The sequence below is a fragment of the Mucilaginibacter sp. UR6-11 genome (genome assembly GCF_020880695.1).
Lineage (GTDB): Bacteria > Bacteroidota > Bacteroidia > Sphingobacteriales > Sphingobacteriaceae > Mucilaginibacter.
In genome coordinates this window covers 116,692-135,266 of record NZ_JAJIWO010000008.1, presented here as the reverse complement: position 1 = coordinate 135,266, position 18,575 = coordinate 116,692, and the positions used below count along the sequence as shown (strand labels likewise).

The window sequence follows — 18,575 nt, the reverse complement described above, 5'->3', positions numbered from 1 at the left end:
CATACATTTATATATTAATGCCCTATGATCAAAAACTTCTTTAAAATAGCTTACCGTAATGTGGTGCGCAGCAAAGGTTTTTCGTTTTTAAATATAACCGGGCTTGCCATAGGTATGGCTGCAGCTATCTTAATATTATTATGGATCCAAAATGAAGTAAGCGTAGACCGTTTTCATACAAATACAGAACGGATTTATAGGGTATGGAACCGTGTTGTAGAAGACGGAGCTATTCGATGCTCGTCCAACGTATCTGCACCAACAGCCCGTGCAGTCGAGAAGGACCTGCCGGAAGTGGAGCGTGCTGTAAGAGTAACCCGCAGCAGCATGCTTTTTTCGGTTGGCGATAAAAAGATAGTAAAATCAGGAGGGATTGTTGATACAGGCTTCCTGCAAATGTTTAGCTTCCCCTTACTGAAGGGCGACCCACACACAGCGTTAAACGATATGCATTCGGTAGTGCTTACCGAAAAAACGGCTAAAAGTATCTTCGGCAATGACGACCCTATAGGCAAAACAGTATTGCTGGATAATAAAGATAATTTTACCGTTAGCGGTGTTATGAAAGACCAGCCTAATAATACGGTATTCAACTTTGATTACATCTTACCATGGTCGTACATCAAATTAGATAAAAAACAGGACTTGGGCTGGAATGATAACAGCACCCGTACCTATGTGATGCTAAAGCAGAACGCAAGCCTTGCATCGGCCAACGCCAAAATAAAAGGGCTTAAACAGAAATATAGCGACGAAGCCAGGAAAATGAAATGGGAGCTGTTTTTATACCCGCTGGAACGATCATACTTATATGCCAGCTTTACCAACGGGGTAGAGGATAACAATGGCCGCAGCAAGTTTATACAGTTATTTGGCATTATTGCCGGCTTTATATTATTAATAGCCTGTATTAACTTTATGAACCTAAGCACGGCCCGCAGCGAGAAACGGGCAAAAGAAGTAGGCATACGCAAAGTTGTTGGTGCGCAAAAAGCATCGCTTGTTTTGCAGTTTATCGGCGAGTCTGTTTTTCTTTCGTTTTTGGCCGGCATTATTGCAATAATCATTGTGTTGCTATGCCTGCCCGCCTATAACCAGTTTACAGAGAAACAGCTGGCAATAGCTATCAGTGATATTAATACATGGCTGCTGTTTACCGGGTTTATCCTGTTCACCGGGTTGTTAGCGGGTAGTTACCCGGCATTTTTCCTGTCATCATTCAGGCCGGTTAAGGTATTAAAAGGTACATTTAAAAAAGCCGACGCTTTGGTTACCCCACGCAAAGCACTGGTGGTATTGCAATTTAGCTTCGCTATTATATTAATAATATGTACCATAATAGTAAAGCAGCAAATAGATTATGCCCGCAGCCGCGAGACAGGCTATAATAAGTATAACCTGGTTTACCACATGATGACCGGTGATATCCCTAAAAATTATACGCTGATAAAAGATGAATTGCTACAATCGGGAGTTGCAATAGCTGTTACCAAAACAAACTCGCCGCTTACCGACAGGTGGAGCGATGGCTGGGGCCAGAACTGGAAAGGGAAGGACCCTAATGACAGGACTTCGTTCGACCGTTTGCTGGAAGATGAGGGCCTGGGGAAAACCGCGGGCTTAAAATTTATACAGGGCCGTGATCTTGATCTGAAGCAGTTCCCAACGGATTCGACCGGGCTGATCATCAACGAATCGGCATTAAAAATAATGAAGTTTAAAGACCCGATAGGGCAAGTTGTTAGCGATCTTGGTGTCGACTGGCATATTGTGGGCGTGGTTAAAGATTTTATCCTGACCAACCCCTATGAACCAACACGCCCTATATTAATATGCGGAGCCAAACCCAGCTTTATGCAGTTTAATGTGATCCAGATGAAGTTTAGCGGCCAGAACCCCATGGCTGATAATTTGAAGAAAGCACAAGCAATCTTTCAGAAATATAACCCGCAATATCCATTCGACTATAAATTTGTTGACGAAAGCTACGCCGAAAAATTTGATAACGAAAAGCGCCAGGGAACATTGGCTGCCTTGTTTGCGGGCCTTACCATTTTTATATCCTGCCTTGGTTTATTCGGCTTAGCCAGCTACACCGCCGAGAACCGTATAAAAGAAATAGGTGTACGCAAAGTATTAGGCGCTTCGGTAGCCGAGATCACAACGCTTTTAACAAAAGACTTTTTAGTGCTGGTTGCTATATCACTTATTGTAGCTACGCCGATAGCTTATTGGGCCATGAATAAATGGTTAATGGGCTACACCTATCGTGTAAATATAAACTGGTGGGTGTTTGCGCTGGCAGGTATTTTATCACTCGGTATAGCATTGCTAACGGTTAGTTACCAGTCGGTAAAAGCTGGCCTGGCGAACCCGGTGAAAAGCCTGCGGGCAGAATAAGTGGCAGCGACTTAGGGTTTAACTGTCAATTAATATATAAACATTAATCACAAATCGCTAAAAGTCAATGGCTAATGAAGCATAAAGGCAGCATTAACTGATCTGTAACCAGCAACCGCAATATCCTGCTGATAATTCGCCATTTTTTTCCCAAATTTGCGGCATATTTAACTACGTGTTGGAAACATATATTCGGCTTGCTTTATTTGTGCTTTTTTTGCTGGTGTTTATCATCCAGTTATATTACCTCATCAGCAGTCACAAATCATTGTCAGCTTATGAAGTGCCCACGGAGTTGCCCGAAGTCAATCTGCCAATATCTGTAATTATAAGCGCACGCAACGAATCAAAGAATTTAAACGAGAATTTACCCTTTATATTACAGCAAAACTATCCTGATTTTGAAGTGGTGGTAGTTAATGATTGTTCGTACGATAATTCAGACGAGGTGCTGGAAGCGCTTAAGGAAACTTATCCGCACTTAAAAATAGTTACCATTACGGAGCATGCCCGGTTTAAAACCGGCAAAAAATTCGCGCTGACTTTAGGTATCAAGGCTGCTAAAAATGAGCATTTGTTATTTACCGATGCAGACTGCAAACCGGCATCGGCAAACTGGATAACGCGGATGGCTGCACACTTTAAAAACAACAATGTGCAATTGGTATTGGGTTATTCGCCTTATTATAAAACAGGTAATTTTTTAAATTCGTTAATCCGGTTTGAAACACTTAAAACGGCTATAAACTATTTATCGGCAGCATTAAACGGCGACCCGTACATGGGTATCGGCCGTAACCTGGCTTATACCAAAACGCTGTTTTTTTCAAACAAGGGTTTTGCCGCGCATATGCACGTACTGTCTGGCGATGATGATCTTTTTGTGAACCAAAATGCAACTGCCGGCAACACAACTATTGAAATTCACCCGGATACCTTTGTATATACCGATGCCAAAACCGGCATTTTAGCTTTATACCGGCAAAAAAAGCGCCATATGGGGGTGGGTAAATTATACCGGAACAAACATCGCCGCCTGCTTAGTTTTGATGCTTTAAGCGGATTTTTATTTTATACGCTCTTTATAGTTTGCCTTGCGGTATACTTTGAGCCTTTATTGGCATTGGCTTTGTTTTTTTTTAGATGGATATTGCAACTATTGGTGTACCGCAAAACGTTTAAGAAATTAAATGCGGGGTCGCAACTCTGGTATTTGCCGTTTCTTGATTTTGTTTACTACATTTATATAAATGTTTTTGGACTAATAGGCACCTTTGTAAAAACTACTCAATGGAAATAAATTCCAATTTTACCGAGAATGCGAAGAACGATTTCTACCTGGTAGTAAAAGCCAGGGAGGGGAGCCAGAAGGCTTACGCCGACCTGATGCAACGGTATAAGGACTCCATATACTTTATGGTACTAAAAATGGTTAACAACAAAGAGGACGCTATGGACCTTACTGTTGAAACCTTTGCCAAAGCGTTTGAAAAACTGGACAAATACCAGCCCGATTACGCTTTTAGCACCTGGCTGTTTAGGGTTGCTACCAACAATTGTATTGATTTTATCCGCAAAAAGAAATTACATACTACCTCTATACACGGTATGACAGACGAGGACGGTGACGAAAAACCGCTGCAGATTAAGGCTGACGTTTTAAATCCCGAAGAAACCTCTATAAAAAAGCAACAAACCGAAGAGCTTAAATTACTGATACAAAGTTTGCCGCCGCGTTACCGCAACCTGATCACCCTGCGCTATTTTGATGAACTGGCCTACGAAGAGATTGCCCAGCAGCTTGACCTGCCTTTGGGCACAGTTAAGGCACAGTTATTCAGGGCAAGGTACCTGCTTGGTAATATTATAAACCGTTTTAACAGGGATGACATCTGATCAGCTTTTTACCTATTTTCCTGATTTAACCGATACGCAGAAACAGCAATTTGAACAATTGCCGGCGTTGTATGAGTTCTGGAACAACCAGATCAACGTCATCTCGCGTAAGGATATCGACCAGTTATTTGAGCGTCATGTATTACACTCGTTGGGTATTGCCAAAATAATGCCTTTTTTACCCGGCGAAAGCGTGCTTGACGTGGGTACGGGTGGTGGTTTCCCGGGCATCCCGTTAGCTATACTATTTCCGGATACGAAGTTTTACCTGGTTGATTCCATCGGCAAAAAAATAAAGGTGGTGCAGGAAGTTTCAAAGGCCCTTGGCCTTAAAAACCTGCGTGCCGAGCATTTACGTGCCGAACAGGTGGATGAGAAGTTTGATTTTATTGTATCGCGCGCTGTGACCCGCCTGGGCGAGTTTTATCCATGGATAAAAGGAAAATTTACACGCACCTCAAAAAATACCTTACCCAGCGGTATCCTTTACCTTAAGGGCGGCGACCTGGCCGATGAGATCAAAGAATCGGGCTTAAAAGTTACCCAATACTACCTGAAAGATCATTTTACCGAAGAGTTTTTTGAAACCAAGCAGGTGATCTATGTGAAGGGGTAAGTGTATTGCTTACAGGCGGGTTTTACCTGTAATCGGCATAAAAGAAACCCCGAACATTCACCTTTTTTAGTACTATTATACGCGCTGCAGTTAATTTACTTAGTATTTCTTTAATACCCGTTTCGTCGGGGATTTTATGGTTATCCTGTACGGTTACCTCAAAGTAAAAAGGGATAGCGTACACTTGTCCTGCATTTTTAGCAAATGTGGCTGGAGCTTTTTCTAATACAGTTATAACCGATTTGATAAGGTTTTCATTAGGGTTGTTCACTATTTTTATATCTGTGGCGCGATGATCTGTATTAACCCTGAAGCTAACTATTACAACACCTGTTATTCCATCCCGAAGTTCGGGCCCGGGGTATCGAATGTTTTGATCAATATATTTATCAAAGGAGTAGGTTTCCAAGGGCACGGACGCTGTGGAATTATTTGCGCTTTTAATGTTAAACTCCCCAAAATGAAAAGTAAAATAAGTTTGCTTGAAATACTCATTACTTAGTCAATTTATATTGGCCCCAAAAATCGGTTGTCGCTAAATTGTTAGCAGCAACCGGCGGTGGGTAGCTTTCTCCCGGAGCTACCGGGGCATTTTTTTCGCCCGATTCGCCGTTTATTTTAATTTGATAGCTAAACGGATTAACGCCATTATCCGCAAGATTTAGATATTTAATGGGGATAGCCAGCTCATAATTATATAGCATTTTACTATCAAATTGCGCCGCGGCTTTTATGCCATCGGTGTTGTAAACTGACAGCGTATCGCTATCCAACCCTTTAATGCCAGCTGTAATTATAGTTTTTGATCCTGAGTTTATCCTGTCATTAAGTTCGGTGATAGGCATGGGTTTGTAGCTGGTGTCGGGCTGGGTGTAAAATCGTCCGGCAATGCCATTGGCCACGCGCGAGAAATCGCTTCCCCGCAAATTAGGATAGGTTATAGTAACTGGTTGCGGGTCTTTTTTATTTATAGTATGATTGATTACAAGAGTGATACCACCACGCATAATTTTGCTGATGATCTCCTCGTATTTTGCCTGTACAATTAAATAAAGGTTATTATCGTCATTACTTATGGCATAAAATATTTGTGTGCTTTTATTATAAGCCTGTAACCTGTCGCCCCATTCTCTGGCAATGCCATCAATTTTTAATTTTGAAGGAGCGCGAAAACTGATCTCCTGTTTATTGGGAAGCTTTTGCGCGATAACATTACTTGTCAGTAATAAAGTAACTGCTGTACAAGCGGAAAATATTTTCATGGTAAGGCTAATTGGTTATATAAATATACCAAATAGCTAAACTTTATCCAATAATCTAAAAATTAATTACCAGTTGGCAGGGCTGGCGGTGCCGGCGGCTTGGGCAGTTTCTTTTTCCTGATCACATCAACCGGATTTGGCGGCGGTGGCGGTGCCTGCGGGTTTGCCGGTAAAACCAGGTCGTTATTCTTTTTAGCAGCTTTTGTAGCTTTTTTCTTTTTAAACGGATTGATCTTTTGCAGCAGCGCGCCCGGCGGCGGCGGGGTAGGTGGCGGCGGCGGGGCCTGCGCAAACGCGCTGCTTACACCAAAACTTAAAACGCCGGCCAGCAACATTTTAGCTGTAGACCTTTTGACTGATTTCTTTTTAGTTGACCGCATAACCGTTCCATTAAATTGAAATGATATATAAAGCAACAGTGTATTTTGATTTTGGTTTGAAATACCCGGCAAGATTATGATCTTTTATGGTATCCTATTAGTTTAATCTCCTTAAATCTAAATGTATTATCAATTAACTTTTCGGTTGTTTTATCATTGTAAGGGGAAGGGGTGACAGTATAAGGTTCGCCTCCGTTATCTATTTTAAATAATACTGATAATGTATAAATGACGCCGGGATTTTTCAATGATGGAATTAAATAGCTTTTAACAAATTTTACAACGGCATCTGATAATCCCTGATTAGAGCTTTTAATTATTTCAATATTCTGAGCCTTGTTTTGGTTATCAATTTGAAAAGAAACTGTAACTCTGCCTGCTATATCCTGCTCTCTCAATTCAGCCGGATAACGGATAGTTACCCGGTATTTATAAAATCCTTCAAGCTCAGATTTGTCAATAGTGTCTACAACGGGGTTTTTAAAGACACGGTTTTGCGCATTAATTGGTGTGCCGATAAATATCGAGCCGACCAATAGCAATTGCGATTACTTTCATGAAGCGGGTTATGGAATACTAAGATAAATAAAAATGCCCGGCAAACGGCCGGGCATTGAAGTATCAAAAATGATAGTTTTCTGTTGAAGTAAAGTTAATGTGCCTCTTCCGATGTATACAGGAATTTTTTAATCAACCCGAAATTTCTTTTTCCCGATTCGTCATTAGAATCATCAGACTGCAGATAAGCGGCCCATCCCTGCGGTGTTCCATTATAAATTTTATCCGCGGCATAAAGACTTGCGCCCGCCTCAACCAGTAGTTTTACAGTATCTAATGAACCCGAACTTACGGCCTGGTGCAATGGCGTAGCATGGCTATGGAAACCGCTGTTGTCCTTCGGGAATCCATTAGGATTGACACCCGTTTCCAGTAAGCGCCTAACCATATTTGCTTTTCCATAAAATGCTGCGGTTGCAAGTGCTGTTAGTTTTTCATCCTCACTTGCCAATGCAGCTAAATGATTAATATCATCTTTACCTTCCAGGCAAACAGCTATCGCTAACGTGAGATTATCGCCGCGGTCAACCAAATGCTGTGCAGCATCCAAATTGCCATTTGCCAGAGCAACCATCGCGGCATTAGGCGAAGCCCCTGCATCTATTAGTAAATCGATCATCGCAATCTGCACACCACAATCGCGTGGGACACGACCAGATGCTACTAAGCTAAGTGTGTAATCAACCTGGTATTTATAGGTGTCTGGCGCTTTGTTTTTGGCGACCTGCAGCAACGACCTGGTTACATCCAGTATATTGTGTCGTAGTTGGTCAGTCCGTATAGGGTTATCCGCGACAAACCACAGCAAGTAAGGGTTTTTAAAATAACCGTCATCGTTGTTCTGTAATCTGTCAACTACCAGGTCTGGGTGGAGATCAATCAATTCCATCAGTTCGGCTGTCTTACCAGAATCTATTGCTGTTATTGCTTGTTGAACTATGATATCCGCTATATCTCTCATTATGCGAATTAATTAAGTTATGCCTGTTAATAAATAATCCGGTTATACTTAGCATAAATATATCAATTGTAATGCGATTCATAATACTTAGGTTAAGGTTTTCTGATATAGCCCCGTATAATAACTTCGTTAATCATGAGGCTGCCGGGTGGATTGTCAGCTTCTGTTTTTAGGTTATTGGTGTGACGTGCTAAGGTTTTGGTGTTATTGTTTTTTAGGCATCGAGAATGAAATCATGATCGGTTTGCTTTCGCCCCTGGCAACTTCGCCCACATACCCGGTTGTTTTTTTCCAGTTCTCGTCAACCTTTGGCCGTTTGCCATTTTGTACGGTACAGAATACTACGGCTATGGTGTGGGCACCGGCTTTATCATTTATGGTGCCATCAAATGATCTGGCTACGTCCAGCGCTGCCTGGTCGAAATCCTCGCCACCACTTTTTGCTACCGCCCAATCACTAATAGTGCCATTTTGATCCAGTTCGAATTTTAACAATACCGCGCCCGGTGTGGCCTCGCTTTTTTCTTTTTCGGGGTATTTAAGCTCGGTGAGAATATGATTGTAAAATTCAGCGGTATAAGGTTTACTTAAGTAAGAATAAACATCCATACTGTTTGCTAAATAATTATGACTTTTTGTACCACCTTCTAAGCCCCAGTAAGCATTCGACGGGAAAACGTATCCATATTTATTTTTTAACAGTTTTATATCCTCAGGGGTAGCAGTGTCGGTGCTGTAGTTTAGTTCCTGATCATTTTTATCGTAAAAGCGTACTTTGGATACTGTGGGTTCAAGCTTGCCGTTTACCATATGCCCCCCTGTAAACCACTCTGCATACTCGTATCCCTTGCTGGTTCGCGGCGGGTTAAAGCCATACTTAGTAACCGTTACCCAACCTGAGTTGCCAGGGTCATTCTCAAACGGGCGTTTAAAAATCGAATAATCATCAGTGAAAAAAAACACGCCTATTTTAAGCGTTTTTCCCTCATCATCATTAACAATGCCCTGGTAGTTCTTAAAAGCGTTAAGCGCCAGGCTATCCCTAACTTCGCCATCGCTGGTGGCTATTTTAGGGTCTGTTATTTTGCGGTCGGGGCCAACCGTAAAGCTTATTACTACCAGGCCGCCTTTGTCGCCACCGGCAGGTTTGTAATGGATGTTTTTAAGCAGGTAGCGGTTTAGCTTATCATAGCCGCCCGCGCTTTCCATAGGTATAGGCGGATGGTCCTCATCAACAATCCTTGTATTTTTATCAAGGGCAAGGGTATCAGCTTCAAATTTATAACCTGAGTGGGCAATGTCACCATTATCAGTTGCTGATAATTTGATCGGCGCTTCATCAACCACCACATTTTTATTAGTATATGTTTTATGTGCCGATTTATTTGAGAGCGCCTTAAATCCACTTCCTTTTATCGGGTCCAGATCTACCAAAGCATAAGTTTTGCTGAAGGACAGTGTAGAGCAGCATAATAATGCCGCGCATATAGGTATAATAACCAGGTATTTTAGCCTTGCCAAATTACCCGAACGTTTCTGATTTAACATGATGATTCGTTTTTTTAACAGGTTATAATTAAAGAAAGAATGAGTGATAGACGAGCCGCTTGTCCCGTAAGCGTTGTTCACCAAAAAAGAAGAGTAGGCCAGAGCATCAGTTTCGTAGGCCGCGGTTTTCTCGTCAGCTATATATTCGTGCACGTTTTTCAGGCTGTTTTGTAATAAGTATACAAAGGGGTTAAACCAGTTGACCACCTTCAGCACTTCCAGGAACATAATATCAGCCGAGTGCTTTTGGCGGATATGCACCAGCTCATGCCTGATAATGGTATCGGTACCCGAAGCATCGGTGCCGATAAACAGGTAGTTAAAAAATGAGAAAGCAGTGTTAGTTCCGGGCAGGTAAACCAGTTTGTATTCACCCTGATCTGTTAATTTGGCTTTGCGCGTTAGCTTAAATAAGGTGTACAATTTAACTATTAGCATCATCAATAAAACTGCTGCACCCGCTATATAGGCATAAACTAAGTATTCCTGCGGTGTAAGTTTAGTTTCGGTAACAACGGGCGATGCCTGATGTAATGTGTTAACAACTGCAACAGGGGGTAGAGCAGGAGTAGCTGGTGCGATAGTTTTTACTTTATTAACCGGTTGCTGCACCTCATGGTATCGCGGCGCATAATACTCTTGAGGGACGGTGTAATTTACGGTTGTAGTAACCGCGTTTTCTACCGGCCTTAAAGCGCCTATTTGTAAAAGCGGCAGGATAAATGAAGCAACACAGGCAAACAACAGGTATGCCCGCGTTAGTTGATAATAGGTTTCTTTAGTTAAAAAAAGGCGGTAGGCCAGGTAAAATACCCCCAGGTAAATGTTGGCTTCCGCGAGATAATACAACCAGTTCATAATTTCAGGTTTAAGTGATAAGGTTTAGGTAGTGGTTTAATTTATTTTTTTTTGCTTTTCAATTCGTCTATCAGTTTGGTTAGTTCGTCCAGCTCTTTAATGCCAAGCTTCTTCTCATTGGCAATAAAGGATACCAGGCTCTCATACGAGTTACTGAAATAGCTGCTCATCATTTTATCGAACGTAAACTTGCGGTACTGCGCCTCGGTAATAAGCGGGAAATAAACATGCGAGTTCCCGTAGGCTTTATGATCAATAAAACCCTTGCCTTCCAACACCCTTACAACGGTCGACACGGTATTATAGGCGGGTTTAGGTTCGTTCATTTTTTCGATAATGTCTTTTACAACGGCTTCGTTTAACTGCCATAATATTTGCATTACCTGTTCTTCGGCTTTGGTTAATTCTTTAATGTTCATAGTAAACTATTTTTATAGTTAGATAAAGGTAGAACTATTTTTATAGTTTGCAAACTATTTTTGTAGTTTTTTTGAAAATAATTTAATGCTAAAAAAAGTAGCAAAGTTTTTCTATTTTAGCTGCACGTAAACACTATGTCACAACTGCACCAGATAGCCTTAACCTTTGTAAAGAATATAGGCCATACCTTAGGTAAAATAATGGTTAGCCATTTAGGCAGCGCCGAGGCGGTGTTTAACGCCAGGCCTTATCAGTTATTAAATATTCCCGGTATCGGCGAGAAAACTATCCGCGAATTTAATTTTGATGAAGCGTTGAAAAAGGCCGCTGCCGAGCTTAAGTTTATTGAAAAGAACAACATCGAAGTATTATTTTATACCGATGCCCGCTATCCCAAGCGGTTAAAAAACTGTTTCGATGCACCCATATTATTATACAGTAAAGGCAATACCGGCCTGAACGCCCGCAAAATAGTAAGCATAGTAGGCACCCGCAACGCTACCGGCTACGGCCGCCAGCTTTGCGAAGAGCTGATTGCCGAACTACAACAATATGATGATGTTTTGGTAGTGAGCGGGCTTGCCCACGGCATAGATGTAATAGCACATAAAGAATGTATTAAAAACAATGTGACTACCATAGGGGTGTTTGGGCATGGGCTCGACCGGATCTATCCCGTGGCAAATAAAAGCACTGCCGATAAAATGCTGGAGAATGGCGGCTGGTTAACCGAATATCCGTCGGGCACCATCCCCGGCCGGGAAAACTTCCCAGAGCGTAACCGCATAGTGGCCGGTATGGCCGATGCTACCATAGTTATTGAGGCCAGCGTAAAAGGCGGGGCATTGATCACTGCCGAAATAGCCAACTCTTATAACAGGGATGTATTTGCTTTCCCGGGCAGGGTAGGTGATGTGTATTCTGAAGGGTGTAATTTTTTGATCAGGAACAATAAAGCGGCATTGCTTACCTGTGCGGCCGACCTGGCCTACAGCCTCGGTTGGGAAAAACCCGATGATGTTAAACCGGCAGAGCAGTTTTTATTACCGCTTGATCTGTCGCCGGATGAGCGTACGATATTTGATGTGATACAACAGCATAACGCACCACTGGCAATAGATGATCTGACATTAAAAACAAATATGCCGATGAGCCAGCTGGCTATGAACCTGCTGAATATGGAAATGCAGGGATTTATACGTTCGCTGCCGGGGAAGATGTATAGGGTAAGTTAATTAAAGTCAAGCGGCAGGAGCCGGGAGCCGGAAAACAATATTTCCCGGCTCGCAGTTCCTGCCGCTATCTATCAGGCCCTTCTGATCACACCTAATAATAAAGCAACAATTGCTATTACCAATAAGATGTGGATGATACCACCTGCTGAATAGTAGAAAAATCCGAATGCCCAGCCTATGATCAGGATGACGGCGAGAATGTATAATAAGCCTCTCATGTTTTTAAAGTTTTAGTTGTGAATTAATATTGGCCTTATATCTAAAACTATTCCAAAAACCGGCGAAAACAAAAAACCCTGTGCCAATAGCTATCGGCACAGGGTTTTTTTTGATATTAATGGTAATTAATACTCGTCTTCGTTAAAAAAGAAGTCATCTTTTGTAGGGTAATCAGGCCATATTTCTTCAATGTTCTCATAAGGCTCGCCGTCATCTTCTAATGCCTGCAGGTTTTCAATAACCTCAACGGGTGCGCCAGAGCGTATGGCATAATCAATTAATTCGTCTTTAGTGGCAGGCCATGGTGCGTCCTCCAGGTGAGATGCTAATTCAAGTGTCCAGTACATATTTTTATTTTATAATTTTAGTTAATTTTTTAATTTTCAATTTCCGCAAAAGTATAATATTTTTATATTGATTATCAATATATTTTTTTAATTTTTTTAAAGCCGCGGTATCCACTGATTTTCAGGGATTTTACGATCATTTGCCAATTTGCGCGCAAGCGTGAAAAGGTAATCACTTAGCCGGTTAAGGTAAATGGTCACGTTATCGTCCACCGTGCTTTCCTGGGCCAGGTGTACCACTAAACGTTCGGCCCGCCGGCATACACAACGGGCTATATGGCAGTAGGATATGGTACTGCTGCCGCCCGGCAAAATAAAATGTTTTAATTCGGGCAGTTGTCCATTCAGGGCATCCATCTCTTTTTCCAGCAATTCAATATCGGCCGGATGCAGGTCGGGTATTGCCATTTTTGATTTTTCAGGGTCGGCCGCTAATGATGAACCGATGGTAAACAGCCTGTCCTGTATCTCCTTCAAAAAATCTTTATCGGGTAGGGTGATATCCTGATCGCGTATTAAACCAATATAGCTGTTCAGCTCATCAACCGTACCGTAGCTCTCAATACGCAGATGGTGCTTTGGCACGCGCGTACCGCCAATTAAAGAAGTAAAACCTTTATCGCCCGTTTTGGTATATATTTTCATACGGTATTATAAATATTGATTTAAACATAGTTAATTATTGCTCAATATTTATGAGATACTTTAACTTGCATTTATATTTACAATCATTCCATAAACCATCTATTATACATACGTTGTGAAACATATCCTATTATCAACCAGGTTAATTTTAGTGCCGGCGCTCATCTTGTTGTTTTCGGGCTTTAAGTGCGGCGGCCCCGCAAAGGCGGTAGCCGACAAGCCAGCAACAACGCCAGCTTTTAATTTAATTACCGAAAAACAGTTTAATGATCTTTTCCCGCAGCGCGATAAGTTTTATACCTATACCGCTTTTATGCAAGCTATCAAAGAGCTGGGGATGATCAGGGTAAAAATTACCCGCAGGGCGGTATCGGTTTACCAGTTTATCCGTACCGATAAAAATACGGGCAAAGCCACTGTTATAAGGCAGGATGCCGACTGGAACGAGGCCTGGGCTAAGGTTAAGCCGGATAGCACCTATATAATTGACTACGGCAATTTTTGCAATGAGCGCGATCCGCTGATTAATAAAAAAGAACTAGCCGCTTTTTTTGCCAATGTGGCCCATGAAACCCGCCATGGCCTAAACGGCAGCTATACCGATGGCCTGATGCTTATTCATGAAGACAATACCTCGTTGGATTATTTTGGCGATAGCGACGAATATCCGCCGGTTAAAGGCAAAAAATATTATGGCCGCGGCCCCCTGCAGTTAAGCTTCAATGGTAATTATGGCTATGCCTCTGACATGATTTTTGGCGATCGGCATATCCTGCTGAATAACCCCGACCTGGTAACCACCAACCCGGTAGTTGCTTTTAAGGCAGCAATTTATTTTTGGATGACGCCGCAAACCCGCAAGCCATCGGCCCATGATGTGATGACAGGGAAGTGGCAACCTGACGCCGCCGACAAAGCAGCCGGCCGTGTGCCCGGCTTTGGCATGGTGATTAACATTATTAACGGCGCGCTGGAATGTAATTTAGGCGAAAATAACCCCGGGATGCTTGACAGGATTGGCTTTTACCAGCATTTTTTAGCCAGGCTGGGGGTAACTGATGCCAATTGTGCCTGCTCCTGCGGTAAGATGCAGCATTACTAACCCATCAAAGCACTATAGCGGATTTGTTTATCAGGTAACTGATGCCTATTTTTAACCAATACCAGACCCATCCATGGAAAATTACTCTTTTGATACTACGGACCTTGATTATGATACCTTAAACCGCTTTAACGAAACTTATAAAGCTTTACGCGGGAAATTTAAGGTTCAGCCCACGGGGCATATTGATTTCGACCTGCACCAGTTTAAAGCTTTCAGGAATTGCCTGGATGTTAACGTACGCGGATCCTATGTAATTAAACAGGATTGCGGGGATGCCTATATCTTATTTGTAGAAGTGCATTACAAGATAGGCGACAAACACATCACCCATCATCAGGAGTTCCAGGTTTGGGGGTTAACCTATTTGAAGCATAACTTTGGCGGGGTGGTTATCCGCCGCGAAACGCTGACCGATAAATTACTGGAGCTCATACATCCCTTAGAGCTGGATTTTAAAGAAGACAAGCCTTTTAGCGACACGTTTTACGTAGTGGTTAATGACCATGTAAAAGCCAGCGCCGGCATGAACCGTGATTTCAGGAATGCCGTTATGGATATCCGCGACAATGATTTTATGATAGAGATTGTTGACCATACCTTAATCATCGGTAATTACGACCCGATAGTGGCCGAGAAATCATCACACATAGCCGAGTTTGTCGAAAGGATTGCCGCGGCTTGCTGGGGAGAGTAAGGTATTTTTAATATTATATTAACCCCTTACAGCGCAAGTCGGTATAAGTTTATTCCAAAAGTGCCACGCCCGGTAAAGCGTCTACGCTTTACTGCACGAAAATGCGAGCGTCTACGCTCGCTAAGCATTAAGGTGAGCGAGCGTAGACGCTCGCATGGATATCCAGTAAAGCGTGGACGCTTTACTATGCTGGTAATTTTTAATATTATATTAACCTCTTACAGCGCAAGTCGGTATAAAGTTTATTGTGTAAACCTATAGCCGTATAAGACCGTTCGGGGGGTGATCCACTTTGGGTGATCCACTCATCAAAAAAATGGCAAAAAAGACAGTTCTGCAATATGTTGATTATCAATAAATTAACTGATTTTTACGCTTAATGATCCTGACGAATAAGATTGATCCAAAGTGATCCGCTCAAAAAGTTAAGTATTTTATTATCAAATAGTTAACTTAAAACGGTGATCCGGGTGATCCATATTTTTATGTGGATCACCTGCATGCGGTCAGACGATCTCGCTGCGGTCTACGATTTGTACGTTGGTATTGATATAATCGCGTTCTATCAAACCATCGCGCATGCGCACAATGCGGTGGGCATGCATGGCGATATCTTCCTCATGCGTTACCAGGATAATGGTATTGCCCTTGGCGTGGATGTCCTCCATCAGGCTCATGATCTCGATAGATGTTTTGGTATCCAGGTTACCGGTCGGCTCATCCGCCAGTATAATTGACGGGTTATTTATCAACGCCCTTGCCACGGCCACCCGCTGGCGCTGACCGCCGGATAACTCGTTGGGGCGGTGGTCGGTACGGTTACCCAGGCCTACGTTCTCCAATGCCTTTTTTGCGCGGGCCTGCCGGTCTTCTTTATTAACGCCTGCATAAACCAAAGGCAGTGCCACATTATCCAGGGCGGTGTTGCGGGGCAGTAAGTTAAACGTCTGGAATACAAAACCGATTTCAGAGTTACGCACTTCGGCCAGTTCATTGTCGGTCATATGGCTTACGTCGATACCGTTTAGGATATATTCGCCCTTGGTAGGGGTATCCAGGCAGCCCAGAATATTCATCAGGGTTGATTTGCCCGAGCCCGACGGGCCCATCAGCGCCACAAATTCACCTTTATTAATAGTAAGCGATACGGATTTAAGGGCATGAATTACTTCGGTTCCTATAATGTATTTGCGTCCTATATCTTTAATGGTAATTAATGGCTCCATGCTTGTTTTTTTCTTTGACGGTAGGAGAGGCTGATTTGTTACAGATTATTTTGAGCCTAAGGCCCGGAGTCGTAGGTTCAACGTCAACACTAGCCGATAACCTTCGCAACCAGGAAGTATTTATCATCATGCTTAGGTGCGTTTTTCAACGCTTCTTCAGGCGTTATTTCCTGCTTAACCACATCTTCCCTGAAAACATTTACTTCGTTTGACAAGTATACCAACGGCTCAACACCGGAAGTATCAATCTCGTTCAGTTTGGCCATAAAATCCAGGATCTTGTTCATGTCCGCAATCATGTCCTGCTTTTCGGTATCGGCAAGTTCAAGGCGGGCAAGGTGGGCTATTTTGTCTACGGTGTCGCTGTCAATATTCATGTTATGCTTGTAATTTCTGTTCGATAATGGTGTGCACCCGGTCTCGCAGGGCGTCCGCATCATTAATAGTTAAGTTTGCCGTTTCAACGGGTTGATGTACAAATATATTACAAATACCCGGTTTGCTGCCATGATCAAGCCCGGTATCCCATAAAACTTTCCAGGTATTGATTGATGAAACAGGTATGATAGGTATTTTTAAATCAATAGCCAGGCGGAACGGCCCGTTTTTAAAATCGTGCAGTTGCGGTGGGTATTGGTGGGGTATACGGCCCTCGGGGAAAATAATTACCGATATACCGTCGGCCAGGGCCTCGCTTGCTTTTTTAAAGGCGCGGTACGATGACATTTTACTATCACGGTTTACCGGGATATCAACGGTTTTAAAAAAAAGGCGGGTTACAAAATTGCTCAGGAGCTCTTCTTTACCCATAAAACAATGGTTGTTATTTTTGATCAGGATAGTCATGGCGGTGATATCCAGGTTTGAAGTATGATTCGGGCAGATGATATAGGTTTTGTTCCAGTCGATAGGCTGCTCGTAATCAAAGCTATATAAAATACCCACCAGCAATGAACTCACGAAGCCCCAGGTACGGCGTATAGCGTTCATGTATTTATAATTTCGCCTGCTGCGGGATAGGAGGTACAAAAACGGGAAAATCAATGCATAAGTCAAGGCTACAGATACCATATATAAATAGCAATGCAGTTTCCTCAAAAGTATTTTCATCGTCTCCAAAAATATAAAAAATACTTACTTTCGCCGCTATGGAAACTGTTGTTAGTGGTATAAGATCAACCGGGAACTTGCATTTGGGTAATTATTACGGTGCAATACAAAATTTTGTAAAAATGCAGTATGAGTATAACTGCTATTTTTTTATTGCCGACCTGCACTCGTTAACGACGCACCCAACGCCGGATAATCTGCACATTAATGTTAAAAACGTATTGGTTGAGTATCTGGCTGCGGGCATTGACCCCGAGCGCGCCACCATCTACGTACAGTCGGACGTGCCCGAGATAGCCGAACTCTATCTTTATTTGAATATGAACGCTTATTTAGGCGAGCTTGAACGCAGCACTTCATTTAAAGACAAGGTACGAGCCCATCCTGATAATGTAAACGCGGGCCTGTTAACCTACCCGGTTTTAATGGCTGCCGATATATTGATCCATAAAGCCACTAAAGTGCCGGTAGGTAAAGATCAGGAGCAACACCTTGAGATGGCCCGTACCTTTGGCAACCGCTTTAACCGCCTGTATAATAAAGAATATTTCCCCGAGCCTTACGCGTTTAACTTTAGCCAGAACCTGGTAAAGATACCGGGGCTTGATGGCAAAGGTAAAATGGGTAAATCAGAAGGAGAGGGTAACGCTATTTTCCTGTCAGACCCGCCCGAAGTTATCCGCAAAAAAGTGATGCGTGCTGTAACCGACAGCGGCCCTACTGCCGAAAATCAGGCAAAACCCGATGAGATACAAAACCTTTTTGATTTGATGAAAGTAGTATCTGCCCCTGATACCATTGCTCATTTTGATAATTTATATAACACCATGCAGATCCGTTACGGCGACCTTAAAAAGCAGCTTGCCGAGGATATGATTATCGCAACCGCACCAATCCGCGAAAAAATAAACGACATTGCCAATGATGCGCCATATCTGCGCCAGGTGGCCCGTTACGGTGCTATAAAAGCAAGAGAAAGCGCCCAGAAAACAATTAAAGAGGTGAGGGAGATAATCGGGTTCAAAAGCTTCTAACGTCGTTAGTTGTGGTTAATGGCGTACAACTCCGTTAACTATGAACTTGTAAATTTAACAT

General features: G+C 42.6%; 21 protein-coding genes. 8 read left to right on the top strand and 13 right to left on the bottom strand.

Features of this window, described 5'->3' with window-relative positions:
- Nucleotides 1-24: 24 nt before the first annotated feature.
- The 4 genes from LJ658_RS17235 to rsmG all read left to right on the top strand — a co-directional run bounded on the left by LJ658_RS17235 (nt 25) and on the right by rsmG (nt 4,912).
- The gene (locus LJ658_RS17235) at nt 25-2,400 is read left to right on the top strand and encodes an ABC transporter permease (protein WP_230547781.1); all 2,376 of its coding nucleotides are present in this window, start codon (nt 25-27) and stop codon (nt 2,398-2,400) included.
- Nucleotides 2,401-2,575: 175 nt separating this feature from the next.
- Nucleotides 2,576-3,700 (top strand): glycosyltransferase, encoded by a 1,125-nt coding sequence (locus tag LJ658_RS17230; RefSeq protein WP_370633090.1) that lies wholly within the window; start codon nt 2,576-2,578, stop codon nt 3,698-3,700.
- Nucleotides 3,691-4,296: an RNA polymerase sigma factor gene (locus tag LJ658_RS17225; protein ID WP_230547779.1), complete on the top strand. Its 606-nt coding sequence runs from the start codon at nt 3,691-3,693 to the stop codon at nt 4,294-4,296. The genes LJ658_RS17230 and LJ658_RS17225 overlap by 10 nt, the downstream gene beginning before the upstream one ends.
- Nucleotides 4,286-4,912, top strand: coding sequence for a 16S rRNA (guanine(527)-N(7))-methyltransferase RsmG (gene rsmG, locus LJ658_RS17220; RefSeq protein WP_230547778.1), 627 nt, complete (start codon nt 4,286-4,288; stop codon nt 4,910-4,912). The genes LJ658_RS17225 and rsmG overlap by 11 nt, the downstream gene beginning before the upstream one ends.
- A gap of 22 nt (nt 4,913-4,934) precedes the next feature.
- On the opposite strand, the gene LJ658_RS17215 is transcribed toward rsmG, so the two are convergent.
- The 7 genes from LJ658_RS17215 to LJ658_RS17185 all read right to left on the bottom strand — a co-directional run bounded on the left by LJ658_RS17215 (nt 4,935) and on the right by LJ658_RS17185 (nt 10,859).
- Nucleotides 4,935-5,321 carry a TonB family protein gene (locus LJ658_RS17215; protein ID WP_230547777.1) on the bottom strand — a complete coding sequence of 129 codons (387 nt, stop codon included), beginning with the start codon at nt 5,319-5,321 and terminating at the stop codon, nt 4,935-4,937.
- Between the two features lie 85 nt (nt 5,322-5,406).
- Nucleotides 5,407-6,174, bottom strand: coding sequence for a hypothetical protein (locus LJ658_RS17210; RefSeq protein ID WP_230547776.1), 768 nt, complete (start codon nt 6,172-6,174; stop codon nt 5,407-5,409).
- 62 nt (nt 6,175-6,236) lie between these two features.
- Complete coding sequence (locus LJ658_RS17205; RefSeq protein WP_230547775.1) at nt 6,237-6,554, bottom strand: hypothetical protein; 318 nt, start codon at nt 6,552-6,554, stop codon at nt 6,237-6,239.
- Nucleotides 6,555-6,628: 74 nt separating this feature from the next.
- Nucleotides 6,629-7,090, bottom strand: coding sequence for a TonB family protein (locus LJ658_RS17200; RefSeq protein WP_255670524.1), 462 nt, complete (start codon nt 7,088-7,090; stop codon nt 6,629-6,631).
- A 116-nt stretch (nt 7,091-7,206) separates the two neighbouring features.
- Nucleotides 7,207-8,073: an ankyrin repeat domain-containing protein gene (locus LJ658_RS17195; RefSeq protein ID WP_230547773.1), complete on the bottom strand. Its 867-nt coding sequence runs from the start codon at nt 8,071-8,073 to the stop codon at nt 7,207-7,209.
- 204 nt (nt 8,074-8,277) lie between these two features.
- Nucleotides 8,278-10,479: a M56 family metallopeptidase gene (locus tag LJ658_RS17190; protein ID WP_230547772.1), complete on the bottom strand. Its 2,202-nt coding sequence runs from the start codon at nt 10,477-10,479 to the stop codon at nt 8,278-8,280.
- A 41-nt stretch (nt 10,480-10,520) separates the two neighbouring features.
- Entirely contained in the window at nt 10,521-10,859 is a 339-nt protein-coding gene (locus LJ658_RS17185; RefSeq protein WP_370633091.1) for a BlaI/MecI/CopY family transcriptional regulator, read from the bottom strand.
- Nucleotides 10,860-11,033: 174 nt separating this feature from the next.
- Here LJ658_RS17185 and dprA point away from each other — a divergent pair, with 174 nt between their 5' ends.
- Nucleotides 11,034-12,134 (top strand): DNA-processing protein DprA, encoded by a 1,101-nt coding sequence (gene dprA / locus LJ658_RS17180; protein WP_230547770.1) that lies wholly within the window; start codon nt 11,034-11,036, stop codon nt 12,132-12,134.
- Between the two features lie 71 nt (nt 12,135-12,205).
- Here dprA and LJ658_RS17175 read toward each other — a convergent pair whose 3' ends face one another.
- The 3 genes from LJ658_RS17175 to LJ658_RS17165 form a co-directional block, all read right to left on the bottom strand.
- On the bottom strand, nt 12,206-12,352 hold the full coding sequence (locus tag LJ658_RS17175; RefSeq protein ID WP_230547769.1) for a lmo0937 family membrane protein: 147 nt from the start codon (nt 12,350-12,352) through the stop codon (nt 12,206-12,208).
- Between the two features lie 126 nt (nt 12,353-12,478).
- Complete coding sequence (locus LJ658_RS17170; protein WP_002996718.1) at nt 12,479-12,700, bottom strand: DUF2795 domain-containing protein; 222 nt, start codon at nt 12,698-12,700, stop codon at nt 12,479-12,481.
- A 96-nt stretch (nt 12,701-12,796) separates the two neighbouring features.
- Complete coding sequence (locus tag LJ658_RS17165; protein ID WP_230547768.1) at nt 12,797-13,345, bottom strand: cob(I)yrinic acid a,c-diamide adenosyltransferase; 549 nt, start codon at nt 13,343-13,345, stop codon at nt 12,797-12,799.
- Nucleotides 13,346-13,460: 115 nt separating this feature from the next.
- Between LJ658_RS17165 and LJ658_RS17160 the strand changes: the two genes are divergently transcribed.
- Entirely contained in the window at nt 13,461-14,447 is a 987-nt protein-coding gene (locus LJ658_RS17160; protein WP_230547767.1) for a chitinase, read from the top strand.
- Between the two features lie 73 nt (nt 14,448-14,520).
- A complete protein-coding gene (locus LJ658_RS17155) occupies nt 14,521-15,144 on the top strand; it encodes a hypothetical protein (protein WP_230547766.1) in 624 nt (207 codons plus the stop codon).
- Between the two features lie 506 nt (nt 15,145-15,650).
- Here LJ658_RS17155 and LJ658_RS17150 read toward each other — a convergent pair.
- The 3 genes from LJ658_RS17150 to LJ658_RS17140 form a co-directional block, all read right to left on the bottom strand.
- On the bottom strand, nt 15,651-16,370 hold the full coding sequence (locus LJ658_RS17150) for an ABC transporter ATP-binding protein (RefSeq protein ID WP_230547765.1): 720 nt from the start codon (nt 16,368-16,370) through the stop codon (nt 15,651-15,653).
- A gap of 89 nt (nt 16,371-16,459) precedes the next feature.
- Nucleotides 16,460-16,747, bottom strand: a complete 288-nt coding sequence (gene gatC / locus LJ658_RS17145; protein ID WP_230547764.1) for an Asp-tRNA(Asn)/Glu-tRNA(Gln) amidotransferase subunit GatC — start codon at nt 16,745-16,747, stop codon at nt 16,460-16,462.
- Between the two features lies 1 nt (nt 16,748).
- Nucleotides 16,749-17,360, bottom strand: coding sequence for a lysophospholipid acyltransferase family protein (locus LJ658_RS17140; RefSeq protein WP_370633089.1), 612 nt, complete (start codon nt 17,358-17,360; stop codon nt 16,749-16,751).
- 158 nt (nt 17,361-17,518) lie between these two features.
- Between LJ658_RS17140 and trpS the strand changes: the two genes are divergently transcribed.
- Nucleotides 17,519-18,514, top strand: coding sequence for a tryptophan--tRNA ligase (trpS, locus tag LJ658_RS17135; RefSeq protein ID WP_230547762.1), 996 nt, complete (start codon nt 17,519-17,521; stop codon nt 18,512-18,514).
- The last annotated feature ends 61 nt before the right edge of the window (nt 18,515-18,575 follow it).

Excerpts from the sequence above, each read along its gene's own strand:
- LJ658_RS17195 (WP_230547773.1), bottom strand. The coding sequence starts at position 8,073 with ATGAGAGATATAGCGGATATCATAGTTCAACAAGCAATAACAGCAATA.
- LJ658_RS17210 (WP_230547776.1), bottom strand. The coding sequence starts at position 6,174 with ATGAAAATATTTTCCGCTTGTACAGCAGTTACTTTATTACTGACAAGT.
- LJ658_RS17235 (WP_230547781.1), top strand. The coding sequence starts at position 25 with ATGATCAAAAACTTCTTTAAAATAGCTTACCGTAATGTGGTGCGCAGC.
- trpS (WP_230547762.1), top strand. The coding sequence starts at position 17,519 with ATGGAAACTGTTGTTAGTGGTATAAGATCAACCGGGAACTTGCATTTG.
- rsmG (WP_230547778.1), top strand. The coding sequence starts at position 4,286 with ATGACATCTGATCAGCTTTTTACCTATTTTCCTGATTTAACCGATACG.
- LJ658_RS17165 (WP_230547768.1), bottom strand. The coding sequence starts at position 13,345 with ATGAAAATATATACCAAAACGGGCGATAAAGGTTTTACTTCTTTAATT.
- LJ658_RS17190 (WP_230547772.1), bottom strand. The coding sequence starts at position 10,479 with ATGAACTGGTTGTATTATCTCGCGGAAGCCAACATTTACCTGGGGGTA.
- LJ658_RS17150 (WP_230547765.1), bottom strand. The coding sequence starts at position 16,370 with ATGGAGCCATTAATTACCATTAAAGATATAGGACGCAAATACATTATA.
- LJ658_RS17155 (WP_230547766.1), top strand. The coding sequence starts at position 14,521 with ATGGAAAATTACTCTTTTGATACTACGGACCTTGATTATGATACCTTA.
- dprA (WP_230547770.1), top strand. The coding sequence starts at position 11,034 with ATGTCACAACTGCACCAGATAGCCTTAACCTTTGTAAAGAATATAGGC.
- gatC (WP_230547764.1), bottom strand. The coding sequence starts at position 16,747 with ATGAATATTGACAGCGACACCGTAGACAAAATAGCCCACCTTGCCCGC.
- LJ658_RS17225 (WP_230547779.1), top strand. The coding sequence starts at position 3,691 with ATGGAAATAAATTCCAATTTTACCGAGAATGCGAAGAACGATTTCTAC.
- LJ658_RS17185 (WP_370633091.1), bottom strand. The coding sequence starts at position 10,859 with ATGCAAATATTATGGCAGTTAAACGAAGCCGTTGTAAAAGACATTATC.
- LJ658_RS17205 (WP_230547775.1), bottom strand. The coding sequence starts at position 6,554 with ATGCGGTCAACTAAAAAGAAATCAGTCAAAAGGTCTACAGCTAAAATG.
- LJ658_RS17140 (WP_370633089.1), bottom strand. The coding sequence starts at position 17,360 with ATGAACGCTATACGCCGTACCTGGGGCTTCGTGAGTTCATTGCTGGTG.
- LJ658_RS17170 (WP_002996718.1), bottom strand. The coding sequence starts at position 12,700 with ATGTACTGGACACTTGAATTAGCATCTCACCTGGAGGACGCACCATGG.
- LJ658_RS17175 (WP_230547769.1), bottom strand. The coding sequence starts at position 12,352 with ATGAGAGGCTTATTATACATTCTCGCCGTCATCCTGATCATAGGCTGG.